General features: G+C 59.8%; 9 protein-coding genes. 6 read left to right on the top strand and 3 right to left on the bottom strand.

What is annotated here, in order from left to right:
* Positions 1-33: 33 nt before the first annotated feature.
* The 3 genes from R6X40_RS07785 to R6X40_RS07775 all read right to left on the bottom strand — a co-directional run bounded on the left by R6X40_RS07785 (position 34) and on the right by R6X40_RS07775 (position 4,484).
* Positions 34-2,583 carry a HAMP domain-containing methyl-accepting chemotaxis protein gene (locus tag R6X40_RS07785; protein ID WP_318412409.1) on the bottom strand — a complete coding sequence of 850 codons (2,550 nt, stop codon included), beginning with the start codon at positions 2,581-2,583 and terminating at the stop codon, positions 34-36.
* A gap of 338 nt (positions 2,584-2,921) precedes the next feature.
* The gene (locus tag R6X40_RS07780) at positions 2,922-3,077 is read right to left on the bottom strand and encodes a hypothetical protein (RefSeq protein ID WP_318412407.1); all 156 of its coding nucleotides are present in this window, start codon (positions 3,075-3,077) and stop codon (positions 2,922-2,924) included.
* Between the two features lie 222 nt (positions 3,078-3,299).
* Positions 3,300-4,484, bottom strand: a complete 1,185-nt coding sequence (locus R6X40_RS07775; protein ID WP_318413217.1) for an NAD(P)/FAD-dependent oxidoreductase — start codon at positions 4,482-4,484, stop codon at positions 3,300-3,302.
* A 172-nt stretch (positions 4,485-4,656) separates the two neighbouring features.
* On the opposite strand from R6X40_RS07775, the gene R6X40_RS07770 reads away from it, so the two are divergent.
* From R6X40_RS07770 to R6X40_RS07745, 6 genes are all read left to right on the top strand, one after another.
* Positions 4,657-6,093: a glutamine synthetase family protein gene (locus R6X40_RS07770; protein ID WP_318412406.1), complete on the top strand. Its 1,437-nt coding sequence runs from the start codon at positions 4,657-4,659 to the stop codon at positions 6,091-6,093.
* A gap of 16 nt (positions 6,094-6,109) precedes the next feature.
* Positions 6,110-7,396 (top strand): FAD-binding oxidoreductase, encoded by a 1,287-nt coding sequence (locus R6X40_RS07765; protein WP_318412405.1) that lies wholly within the window; start codon positions 6,110-6,112, stop codon positions 7,394-7,396.
* 109 nt (positions 7,397-7,505) lie between these two features.
* Positions 7,506-8,981 (top strand): glucose-6-phosphate dehydrogenase, encoded by a 1,476-nt coding sequence (gene zwf, locus R6X40_RS07760; protein ID WP_318412404.1) that lies wholly within the window; start codon positions 7,506-7,508, stop codon positions 8,979-8,981.
* Between the two features lie 11 nt (positions 8,982-8,992).
* Positions 8,993-9,691, top strand: coding sequence for a 6-phosphogluconolactonase (gene pgl, locus R6X40_RS07755; protein WP_318412402.1), 699 nt, complete (start codon positions 8,993-8,995; stop codon positions 9,689-9,691).
* 184 nt (positions 9,692-9,875) lie between these two features.
* Complete coding sequence (gene edd / locus R6X40_RS07750) at positions 9,876-11,696, top strand: phosphogluconate dehydratase (protein WP_318412400.1); 1,821 nt, start codon at positions 9,876-9,878, stop codon at positions 11,694-11,696.
* A 323-nt stretch (positions 11,697-12,019) separates the two neighbouring features.
* A partial coding sequence (locus R6X40_RS07745; RefSeq protein ID WP_318412399.1) for an Arm DNA-binding domain-containing protein occupies positions 12,020-12,427 on the top strand: 408 nt, incomplete at its 3' end.

Genomic DNA, 12,427 nt, shown 5'->3' with positions numbered 1-12,427 from the left:
GCCGGGCTTTTCGCGTTCGAACTCTCTGCTTGATCAGGCGGCGCGGCCGATCTGGCGTCCAGTGCTGACCGGCTCCAGACGGAACTGATCGACCAGCATCATCAGCGTATCGGCCTGATTGGCGAGTTCGCGGCTGGCGTTGGTTGCCTGATCGACCATGGTGGCGTTCTGCTGGGTCATCTGGTCCATCTGGTTGACGGAGCCGTTGACCTCGTGCAGCGCCGCAGCCTGGTCGCGGCTGGCGGTTGCGATCATTTCCACATGGCTGCTGACCGAGACGATCTGCTGGCTGATCGAAGCGAGCACCGCGCCCGTTTCCTGAACCAGTTGTGACCCGGAATTCACTTCCTGCGTCGACTTGTTGATCAGGCCCTTGATTTGGCGGGCAGCATCAGCCGAACGCTGGGCAAGTTCCCGCACTTCCTGGGCAACGACTGCAAAGCCTCGACCTGCATCGCCGGCACGCGCCGCTTCGATACCGGCGTTCAATGCCAGCAGATTGGTCTGGAAGGCAATCTCGTCGATGACTTCGATGATCTGTTCAATCTGGTGCGAAGCGTCCTCGATGCGGCCCATGGCGGCGATGGCGCTGCTGACGACAACGGCCGAGCTGTCGGCGCTCTTCTTGGTGTGCGTAACGGCGACATTGGCCTCATGGGCACGCTCGGCCGAGGAACGGACGGTGACGGTGATCTGGTCGACGGCAGCGGCCGTTTCTTCCAGGGACGCGGCCTGCGCCTCGGTGCGCTTCGACAACGAATCGGCCGATGCATGCATGTCATTGCCGCTGCGCTGGATCGACAGGGCATTGTTGCGGATCTGCAGCAACGTGTCCTGCAGGCGGATCAGCGAGCCGTTGAAGTCCATGCGCAATTGTTCGAGGCGGCCGGTAAACGGCGTTTCGATCTGCTGGGACAGGTCGCCCTGCGCCAGGCGGCCAAGACCCGCGGCGAGCTGGCTGACGGCGAAATCGATCTGGCTGTCGAGGGCGCGCTTTTCCGTGTCATTGCGGCTGCGTTCCGCGTCGGCCTGCGCCCGCTGCTCTTCGCTTTCGGCCTCGATGCGGACCTTGGACAAGGCATTTTCCTTGAAGATACCGAGCGCCCGAGCCATGTCACCGATCTCGTCGCGGCGGGCGCCGCCATCGATCGAGGTGTCGAGTGCGCCGTCGGCAAGCCGGCGCATCGCGGCGGTGATCTGGCCGATCGGGCCTTTTAGCGTTAGCACCAGCGCACCGCCGGCGAGAAGCGCGATGAGAACGCCCAGCACGGTCGCCATGACGGATACCTGGTTGGCCTTGTCGCGCTCGACGGAGGCTGTCGTCTTCTGCCCCTCTGCGAATGCTGTGAGCTGAGCCCAGATGTCGTCGATCTCGGCAGCAGCGGCCGTGAACTCCGCGTTGCGCTTCTGGCTGATATCGACCAGCGTGGCGCTGTCGCTGCCCATTTTCTCGATGATTGGCTTCAATGCGCCGACGAGCTTGGAGAAAAACTCCATGTCGCCCGCTGTCCCGGCAAGGCTTTGAATATCCTGCTCCATCACCTTGAACTCCCGGGCAAGACGCTGACGGCCTTCTTCATCCGATTTTTCAAGGAAACTCGCTGCAGCGATCCGGATGGAGTAAACAGAATTGACCAGCTTGCGGGTATCCGTCAGCACGGCACCGGCCTTGACCAGCGGCGCATCCAGCTTACCGAATGTTGCCGTTGCCTCTTTCATCTTCGAAACCGCCGCGGTGTTCAGCTGGATGCTCGTCTGGCGGAAGCGCGCGATGAGCTTGCCGATGGAAGCGGCCGTCTCCTCGCTCTTGTCACCGCCATCAACCAGCGCCTTGATCTCGTCGATCGTCTTCTTCATTGTTTCTGCAGCGGCTTTTCGCTCCGGCGGCAGGGCCGAGCTGATCTTGCGCAGCACCTTGCTCATGGGACCGTAGGACTCTGCCGCGACCCCGATTGCCGCCGCCGCACCGGCAGCCTTGTCGGTATTGGCATTTGCCAATGCGAAATTCGTCACGAGGGAAGCCACGGTGTCGCCGGAAGAGGTCAGGCGCTCGGCTTCGCGCAACAGCGTCTTTGCCGCTTCCTCGTCCTTGCGCACGGCGCGTTCCATCTTGGTTGCTTCCTCAAGCACTTTCATCTGCTCACTGAGCAGATTGCCAAGGCTGACGTTGATGGACTTGCGCAAGCTCACTTCGTTTTCAAACAGGGTCCACAACTGGCCGACCCGGTCATCGATTTTCGTGCTGCCGTCGACAGCCATCTGAAGCTGCTGGCGGCCTTCCTTGTCGACGACCTGCGAGAGCGTCGCCGCGAGAACGTCCTGCTGGGTCTCCAGCTTCGTGACAACAGCCTGCCGGGTTTCTTCTGACGTGTTCTGGAGGAAAGCGTTCATACCGGCATAAACGTCCTTGAAGCCGCTTAGCGACTGCAGGACACTGTTGGAAATTTCCATCCGTCCCTGCAGCAACCCGGACGCGTAAAGCCCGGTGATGCCGACAGCACTGATGCTGACGACGAAGGGCAGAATAAACAACAATACCTTGGTCTGGATTTTAAAGCGGGCAAGAATCTTGTCGATGAACATGAACGCACCTTGGCTCGCAGCCTGCGTCCGCCCTCCTCAAGCCCTCAAAGGCTTCCCCGGTACGCCAACAAGCTGGTGATTTGACTGAAAAATCATGCGGCGCATCGCCGCCAGCCTGCCAGGCATTCATTGCATGATCCGCCGCCTCCCGGGGCTAAGATCACGGCAGGCTCCGTTGATAAACATTCTTCAACGGGAACGATTAATATTTGAATAAATGCGGCCTAAATCGTTTCAGATGGTCCTTTCGCTTACCGTCAAGCGAAAGAGCTGCACAATACTGCGTGCTGAAACATAGCGCACAACGCAGTCATCACTCAAAAACAGAAGCAGCTTGTTTAGAAGGACCAGAAAGTCGGCAGGGCCACGAGCGCTGCAAGAGCGAACACGGCGATCACTGAAACGCGGATCAGCAAAGCCTTGCGCGCTGCGCTTTCGTCGGCTTTCGCAATTGCGATTGCGCGGGCTGTGGAACGATTGCGTGACTGATTCATGGCATCATTTCCTTTCGACCTAAGTAACAATAGACCCGGATGATCTGGACCGCCAGCCCACATCATGTTGCATCAGCTCACAAAAGAGTAAAAATGTCACTTTTCTGAAACAATTCTTGAAAACTGCATCTTTACCGTTGCGCAGGGCTGTTGTGCCAGCGTTTCAAACAGGTTCGGCGAGATGTCTTAACAATCGCTGAAGTCAGCTCAGCTTTGTGCCGTTCATGCCGCCTGCCCCGCCGAAAAGCCCGATGCCCACGCCCATTGGAAATTGTAACCGCCAAGCCAGCCGGTGACATCGACGCATTCACCGATGAAATAGAGGCCGGGAACGTCGCGCGCCTGCATGGTGCGGGAATCGAGTGCTCTTGTATCGACCCCGCCCAGTGTCACCTCGGCGGTGCGGTAACCTTCCGAGCCGGCAGGCGTGATGGCCCAGTCCTTGATCGTGAGACAGAAGGCATCGATGGCTTTGTCGGAGAGATCGGCGAGCGGCCGGTTATTGAGCCCGGCGGCTTCAGTAAAGAACTGCGCCAGCCTTTTCGGCATGGGTTCGGCCAGCGCCGTCTGTAGTGCCTGACGGCCATTCTCCTTGCGCGCCGTCTTCAAGAGAGCCGCGATATCGACGTGCGGCAGCAGGCTGAGGCGAATGTCCCCGCCCTCGCGCCAGTAGGAGGATATTTGCAGGATCGCGGGGCCGCTCAAGCCACGATGGGTGATCAGCAGCGCTTCCTCGAACATCGTCTTGCCGGAGCGGGCCTGTGCGTCGACGGCGACGCCGGCAAGCGCGCTCAGGCTTTCGAGCTGCGCTGGGTCAAGCGTCAGCGGCACCAGTCCCGGACGGGTTTCGACCAGCGGCAGGCCAAACTGCTCGGCAAGCTTGTAGGCAAAGCCGGTCGCGCCCATTTTCGGGATCGATTTTCCACCGCTGGCAACGATCAGTGATGAACAATCAATCGCGCCGTCCGCCGTGACGACCCGAAAACCGGAAACGGTTTTGTCGATTGTCTGGATCTGCGCGCCGAGCCGCAGGACAGCGCGGGCTTCCTTCATTTCCGTCAGGAGCATGCGGATAATGTCCTTGGCGGTGTCGTCGCAGAACAGCTGGCCAAGCGCCTTTTCATGCCATGCGATGGTGTAGCGATCGACCAGACCGATGAAATCGTGCGGCGTGTAGCGCGCCAAGGCCGACTTGCAGAAATGCGGATTGGCTGAGAGGAAATTCTTCGGGCTGGCATGGATATTGGTGAAGTTACAGCGTCCGCCACCGGAGATGCGGATTTTTTCGCCCGGCGCCTTTGCATGATCGAGCACGGCGACGCGGCGGCCACGCTTGCCCGCCTCGATCGCTGCCATCATGCCGGCAGCGCCTGCCCCGATTATCACCACGTCGAATTGCTCGGCCAAGACATCCATTCCCGTTTCAGTTTTCTTTCGAAGGCAAGGACGTCAAAGTCAATCGCTGTTGCTGCAATCGGCGCGAATACAGCCTGTACGGCGGCGAAAGTCCCGGTTTTCACCCTAGCCAATTGCCAAACTGTGGCTATGATGCCTCATCCGAACCCAAAACCGGTGATTTATGCCCGTCAGAAGAAATGCTGCCCAACCATCTGCAAGGACTGTCAAGACTTCGAAAATACCCGCCGCACTGCAAGCTCCACGCGGAGTGAAAACCTGGAAAGAAGCCGCCGACTGGCTGAAGATCCGTGGCATCGAAGATATCGAATGCATCACGCCTGATATCGCCGGCGTTCCGCGCGGCAAGATGATGCCGTCTTCGAAATTCACCTCCAACACCTCCCTGGCACTGCCTTCAGCAATCTACCGCCACACCATTTCCGGCGAATACCCAGAAGAGACGGGCAATTTCCGCTATGACAGCCGGGACAGCGACATCAAGCTGGTACCCGACCTTTCGACCCTTTCGGTCGTCCCCTGGGAAAGCGACCCGACGGCGCAGGTGATCTGCGACATTGCGGGTTCGCAGGGTGAAAAAGTTCCCTATACCCCCCGCAACGTCCTGAAGCATGTGCTCGACCTCTATCACCAGAGAGGCTGGAAGCCGGTCGTGGCACCGGAAATCGAATTCTATCTGGTCGCCAAGAACGAGGATCCGGATTACCCGCTGCACCCGCCGAAGGGCCGGTCCGGGCGCGCCATCCAGGGTGGACAGGGCTATTCGATTGCCGGCGTCAACGAATTCGACGAACTGATCGACGATATCTACCACTTCTCTGAAAAGCAGGGTCTCGAGATCGATACGCTGATCCACGAGGAAGGCCCGGCGCAGCTGGAAATCAACCTTCGTCACGGCGATCCGATCGAGCTTGCCGACCAGGTCTTCATGTTCAAGCGGACGATCCGCGAAGCGGCGCTAAAGCATGGTATCTACGCGACCTTCATGGCCAAGCCGATGCAGGCGCAGGCCGGGTCCGCCATGCATATCCACCAGTCTGTCATCGAGGTGAACACCGGCCGGAACCTGTTTTCCAATGCCGATGGGACGCCGTCCAAGGAGTTCTTCTCCTTCATCGGTGGTATGCAGACGTTTGTCCCGAAGGCGCTGTCGATGATGGCCCCTTATGTGAATTCGTACCGGCGGCTGACGCCAGACATGTCGGCACCGGTCAACAACGCCTGGGGCTATGACAACCGGACAACGGCGTTTCGCATTCCGGTTTCAGAGCCCATCGCCCGGCGTGTCGAAAACCGCCTGCCAAGCTCGGACGCCAATCCATACTTGGCGCTCGCTGCTTCGCTCGGCTGCGGTTATCTCGGCATCATACAGGGTCTGGAACCATCGGCACCAGCCGAAGCATCGGCCGACAAGGGCACGATCGACCTGCCGCGGGGCTTGCTGGAAGCGGTGTCGCTGCTTGAGGCAGAACCAGCCTTTGCCGAAATCTTCAGCCCGGAATTCATCGCCATCTATGGTGGCGTGAAGCGGGGCGAGTTCGAAACCTTCATGCAGGTGATCAGCCCCTGGGAACGCGAATACCTGCTTCTCAATGTCTGATACGAAAGGCGCAGCCATGCCTTGGCAAAGCCCGATCTCGCCGGGGATTTCCTGGTATGAGTCAAACGTCCCGGAGCGGCCGGAATATCCGGCCCTCTCCGGCTCGGTCGAGACAGATGTCGCCATCGTCGGCGGCGGTTTCACCGGTCTTCAAGCGGCATATAATCTTGCCCAAAAAGGTGTTCGCGTCACGCTGATCGATGCCTGCCGCCTCGGCGACGGCGCATCGGGCCGCAATGGCGGCCAACTCGGCACCGGTCAGCGCTGGTCGCCCGAAGAGATGGAAGGATCGCTCGGCTTCGAGAGATCGAAGGCTTTGTTCGATCTGGCCGAAGATGCCAAGAAGTACCTGCTCGACTTCGCATCCGCGCACGGCATCGATATCGAGTATGTCGAGGGACAGCTGAACGTCTGCCACAAGCCACGCCTCGAAAAAGAGTACCGCGACAGCGTCGAGATCGCTTCCTCACGCTATGGCTATTCTCATCAGAGCTTCATGGGCCGGGACGAAACCGTCGAGCGGCTCGGCTCCGAGCGCTATCTGTTCGGCATCCGCGATACTGGAACCGGCCATATACAGCCGATGAAACTGCTGGTCGGCCTGGCAAAACAGGCCGCCTTTGCTGGCGCTTCATTGCATGAGCAGACCAAGGCGCTGAAGATCAACCAGGCAGGTGGCCGCGTCACCATCGAGACCGACAAGGGCACGATCCGCGCCGACCGGGCCTTGATTGCCTGTAATGGCTATATCGGCAATCTCGAACCGGTGACCGCACGGCATGTCATGCCGATCCGCTCGTTCATCGGCGCCACCAAGGTGCTCGGCGATTTTCCGGATGTTCTTCCCGGCGGCGAAGCCGTTGCCGATTCGCGCTTCGTCGTGCGCTATTTCCGCAAATCGAAGGATGGGCGGCTGCTGTTTGGCGGGCGCGAGGCTTATACGGCGGACAATCCACGCGAGATTTCCGAGCATATCCGCCGGCAGATCACCGAGATCTACCCCAAGCTCGCGAATATCGAGATGACCCACTCCTGGGGCGGCTCAGTCGGCATTACGCTGCCGCGCCAACCCTTCGTGCGCGAAGTCATGCCGGGCGTCACCTCGATTGGCGGCTATTCCGGCCATGGCGTCATGCTGTCAAACTATTGCGGCAAGCTCTATTCCGACATGGTGACCGGTAACCGCTCGGACCTCGACCTGTTCCGGGAGCTGAACGTTCCGGCATTTCCGGGCGGCACGCGGTTCCGCTCCGTGCTTTTGTTCGTCGCACTCAGCTGGTATGCCTTGCGCGACAAGTTTTAAAAGCCGGACCTCAAAGGCCGACGAAACGCATTTTGTTGCGTCGCACCCTAGCGCTTTTAAATCGATTAGATTATACACTCCTCAGACCAGAACGAGATCGAGATTTCTCATGAGCAGCCAGATCATTCCTGTGGAACCCTTTGACTATGTGGTTTTCGGAGGCACCGGCGACCTTGCCGAACGCAAATTGCTTCCTGCCCTTTATCATCGCCAGCTGGATGGCCAACTCACCGATCCGACCCGCATTATCGGTGCATCGCGCAGCGTGCTCAGCCATGAAGAATACCGCAAATTTGCCACCGACGCCCTTAAGGAGCATCTGAAGGCAGGCGAGTATGACGAGGCGCAGGTAAAGACCTTCACCGACCGTCTTTTCTATATTCCAGTCGATGCCAAGTCGGACAACGGCTGGGATCAGCTGAAGGCACTTTTGGACGAAGGCAAGGACCGCGTTCGCGCCTTCTACCTCGCCGTCGCCCCGGCGATCTTCGGCGATATCTCGGAGAAGATCCGTGACCACAAGCTGATCACCAAGATGACACGCATCGTCGTCGAAAAGCCGATCGGCCGAGACCTTGCGTCTGCACTCGAGCTTAACGACACGATCGGCAAGGTGTTCAAGGAAGAACAGATCTTCCGTATCGACCATTATCTCGGCAAGGAAACCGTGCAGAACCTGATGGCGCTGCGCTTTGCCAACACGCTGTACGAACCGCTTTGGAACTCGTCCTACATCGACCATATCCAGATCACCGTTGCCGAGTCGGTCGGGTTGGAAAGCCGTGCCGGCTATTACGACAAGGCTGGCGCGCTGCGCGACATGGTGCAGAACCATATTCTGCAGCTTCTCTGCCTTGTTGCGATGGAAGTTCCGCCGTCGATGAACGCGGAAGCCGTGCGCGACGAAAAGCTGAAGGTGCTGCGCGCGCTGAAGCCGATCAATCCGAGCAATGTCGAGAAGATGACGGTGCGTGGCCAGTACAAGGCTGGCGCTTCGGCAGGCGGTGCGGTCAAGGGCTATCTTGAAGAGCTCGAAGGCGGCGTGTCCAACACCGAGACCTTCGTTGCCATCAAGGCCGAAATCAACAACTGGCGTTGGGCCGGCGTTCCCTTCTACATCCGCACCGGCAAGCGCATGGCCGGCCGCATGTCGGAAATCGTCATCACCTTCAAGCCGATCCCGCATTCGATCTTCGACGATGCCGCCGGCCGCATCGAGGCCAATCAACTGATCATCCGCCTGCAGCCGGACGAAGGCGTCAAGCAGTCGCTGATGATCAAGGACCCCGGTCCGGGCGGCATGCGCCTGCGCAACGTCTCGCTCGACATGACCTTCGCCGAAGCCTTCAATGCCCGCAGCGCCGACGCCTATGAGCGCCTGCTGCTCGACGTGGTGCGCAACAACCAGACCCTGTTCATGCGCCGCGACGAAGTCGAAGCGGCATGGCGCTGGGTCGATCCGATCCTGAAATCCTGGGAAGCCGTCAACCAGCAGGTCCAGTCCTATACGGCTGGCACCTGGGGACCGAGCCAGGCCATCGCGCTCATCGAGCGGGACGGCCGCACCTGGCATGAAGTGATCTGAGGATAAGAGCCATGACGGCTGCGATGCATGTATTCGACAATGGTGCAGATCTGGCGGAAGGCCTGGCCGAGGCTGTGGCTTCGGCACTGTCCGCCGCCGTTGCGGCACGCGGCGAAGCCTGCATCGCCGTCTCCGGCGGCTCGACGCCAAAGGCGTTCTTTAAAGCACTGTCCGGCAAATCGATCGACTGGACCAAGGTCACGGTGACCCTGGTCGACGAACGTTTCGTTGCGCCCGATACCGACCGCTCCAACGAAAAGCTCGTCAAAGACAACCTTTTGACCAATGCTGCCGCCTCAGCCCTTTTCCAGCCGCTCTATTATCCGGCGGCGACAGCGGAAGAGGCCGCGGCGACGGCTAACAAGCAGACCGCCGCGCTTGGCTGTCCCTTCGACGTGGTCATTCTCGGCATGGGCGGTGACGGACATACGGCCTCGTTCTTTCCGGGTGGCTCGCGCCTTGCCGAGGCGCTTGATCCGGCCACGCCGCGCGGTTTGATGACGATGGAAGCCGAGGGAGCCGGCGAGCCGCGCCTGACATTTACATTCTCCAGCCTTCAGGATGCCCGACTTCTGGTGCTCCATATTGAGGGAGCGGCCAAGAAGGACGTTCTTGCCAAGGCTGAAGCGCCCGGTGACGAGGCGGAGATGCCGATCCGGGCCATACTGCGCCGGGCCGCCTCCCCGCTTCAGATCTACTGGGCCCCCTAAAGCGGGTCGCGATCTCTGGATCGCTTCCTGCGCTTTGGGTCTTTTGATTTTACGCATGTCGTTATCGCAAACCGCTGCACACTTTTGCGCGACATGCTTTAAGCCCGAATCCGGGGACCCAAGACCCGGATAACCGAAACCACGCCGATCACAGGAGTGCCGAACACTCCGGAACAGGATTGTCATGTCCGCTGATGCCCGTATTGCTGCGATCACCGCTCGCATCGTCGAACGCTCAAAGCCTTATCGCGAACCTTATCTCGCCCGCGTTCGCTCGGCTGCATCCAAGCGCGTCACCCGTTCGGTTCTCGGCTGTGGCAACCTTGCCCATGGCTTCGCCGTCTGTTCCCCCTCCGAGAAGGTGGCGCTCTCCGGCGATGAAGTGCTCAATCTCGGGATCATCACCTCCTACAACGACATGCTCTCGGCTCACCAGCCGTTCGAAAACTACCCGGCCCTGATCCGCCAGGCGGCCCATGATGTCGGCGGCGTGGCGCAGGTGGCAGGCGGCGTCCCGGCCATGTGTGATGGCGTCACCCAGGGACAGCCAGGCATGGAGCTTTCGCTGTTTTCCCGCGACTTGATCGCGATGGCCGCAGGTGTCGGCCTGTCGCACAACATGTTCGATTCAACCGTCTATCTCGGTGTCTGCGACAAGATCGTGCCCGGCCTGATGATCGCCGCGATGACCTTCGGCCATCTGCCAGCCGTCTTCATTCCGGCCGGCCCGATGACCACAGGCCTGCCGAACGACGAAAAGTCCCGTGTGCGTCAGCTGTTTGCCGAAGGCAAGGTTGGACGCGACGAACTGCTCGAAGCGGAATCAAAGTCCTATCACGGCCCCGGCACCTGCACGTTCTACGGCACCGCCAATTCCAACCAGATGCTGATGGAAATCATGGGCTTTCACCTGCCCGGTGCCTCCTTCATCAATCCGGGCACGCCGCTACGCGATGCGCTGACCAAGGAAGCGACCAAACGTGCGCTGGCCATCACTGCGCTCGGCAACGAATTCACACCGGCAGGCGAGATGATCGACGAGCGTTCGATCGTCAACGGCGTCGTCGGCCTGCATGCGACCGGCGGCTCAACCAACCACACGATGCATCTTGTCGCCATGGCCCGTTCGGCCGGTATTGCGCTGACATGGCAGGATATTTCCGAGCTGTCCGATACCATCCCGCTGCTTGCCCGTGTTTATCCGAACGGTCTTGCCGACGTGAACCATTTCCACGCGGCCGGCGGCATGGGCTACCTGATCAGCCAGCTTCTGAAGCACGGTCTGCTGCATGATGACGTGCGCACAGTCTTCGGCCAGGGGCTGGATGCCTATGCGATCGACGTTAAGCTCGGTGCCAACGGCACGGTCGCGCGCGAACCGGCGCCGGAAGTCAGCCATGATCCCAAGGTGCTTTCGACTGTCGAACATCCCTTCCAGCATTCCGGCGGTCTGAAGATGCTGACCGGCAATCTCGGCAAGGCGGTTATCAAGATCTCGGCCGTCAAGCCGGAACGCCATGTCATCGAGGCACCGGCGAAGATCTTCCACGATCAGTCCGAGCTGCAGACGGCCTTCAAGGACGGCAAGCTCGAAGGCGACTTCATTGCCGTCGTGCGCTTCCAGGGCCCAAAAGCCAATGGCATGCCGGAACTGCATAAGCTGACCACCGTGCTCGGCATCCTTCAGGATCGCGGCCAGACCGTGGCGCTTGTCACCGATGGCCGCATGTCCGGCGCGTCCGGCAAGGTGCCGTCGGCGATCCACATGACGCCCGAAGCCAAGGACGGCGGGCCGATCTCCAAGATCCGCGAGGGCGACATCATCCGGCTCGATGCCATCCACGGCACGATCCAGGTTTTGGTCGATGCTGCGGAACTGGCAAGCCGGGCTCCGGCGGAAGCCGATCTGTCTGACAATGAATTCGGCATGGGCCGTGAACTGTTCGCCCCATTCCGCGCAGCGACAGGCTCCGCTGATCACGGCGCCAGCGTCTTCTTTCACTGAGAACGGCTTCTGACAAACACTGAAAATGATTCTCTGTAAAGAGTGTCACCCACTCTCCGTCATCCTCGCCCTCGTGGCGGGGATCCAGCGACCTGACGTCGGTCGGGTCAAACGACTCTTTCAGCCCAAAGACTTGGACTGGCTGGATCTCTGTGACAAGCACAGATATACTGGCAAAACAGCTTCCCCCAAGTGGCAACTGCTGAATGCCGATACCGAACAAAAAGCCATAAATATCAACCGTTTATTGCAACAGTAGACAACAGTTGATAACAGCTGTATACAGGGTGCCACGCTTCCCCCAGACTTCCCCCAAGGACACCATGCCCGTCAAACTCACAGACCGATTTTGCAAGCACGCACCAGCAACCGAAAAGCGGCAGGAAATCGCCGATCTCGGTTTTCCCGGCCTCTATCTGATCATCCAGCAGACCGGCTCGAAATCCTTCGCCGTGCGCTACTCAATCGGCGGCAAGGTGACCAAGGCGACGTTGGGTTCCTATCCCGCCATCCCGCTCGCCAAGGCGCGCGAACTGGCGCAAGGCATCGTTGGACAGGTGACGACGGGTGTCGATCCCAAGGTGGCCGAACGCGAGCGCAAGGAACAGGAGGCACGGCTGAAAAGCGATACGCTGGAAACCGTGCTGGCCGATTATACCGCGCGCCGCCTGTCGAAACTGCGACCGCGAACCGCCGCTGGCTACCGCTGGCTGTTGAACCGAAATCTGGCC

It is taken from the genome of Rhizobium sp. PL01 (genome assembly GCF_033447125.1).
Taxonomy (GTDB): Bacteria; Pseudomonadota; Alphaproteobacteria; order Rhizobiales; family Rhizobiaceae; genus Pararhizobium.
The sequence above is the reverse complement of the archived record's forward strand: the minus strand, read 5'-3'. Positions and strand labels throughout refer to the sequence as shown.

What these genes read in the sequence shown, in the direction of transcription:
- R6X40_RS07780 (WP_318412407.1), bottom strand. Translation starts at nt 3,077, where the DNA reads ATGAATCAGTCACGCAATCGTTCCACAGCCCGCGCAATCGCAATTGCG.
- R6X40_RS07785 (WP_318412409.1), bottom strand. Translation starts at nt 2,583, where the DNA reads ATGTTCATCGACAAGATTCTTGCCCGCTTTAAAATCCAGACCAAGGTA.
- R6X40_RS07770 (WP_318412406.1), top strand. Translation starts at nt 4,657, where the DNA reads ATGCCCGTCAGAAGAAATGCTGCCCAACCATCTGCAAGGACTGTCAAG.
- zwf (WP_318412404.1), top strand. Translation starts at nt 7,506, where the DNA reads ATGAGCAGCCAGATCATTCCTGTGGAACCCTTTGACTATGTGGTTTTC.
- R6X40_RS07765 (WP_318412405.1), top strand. Translation starts at nt 6,110, where the DNA reads ATGCCTTGGCAAAGCCCGATCTCGCCGGGGATTTCCTGGTATGAGTCA.
- edd (WP_318412400.1), top strand. Translation starts at nt 9,876, where the DNA reads ATGTCCGCTGATGCCCGTATTGCTGCGATCACCGCTCGCATCGTCGAA.
- pgl (WP_318412402.1), top strand. Translation starts at nt 8,993, where the DNA reads ATGACGGCTGCGATGCATGTATTCGACAATGGTGCAGATCTGGCGGAA.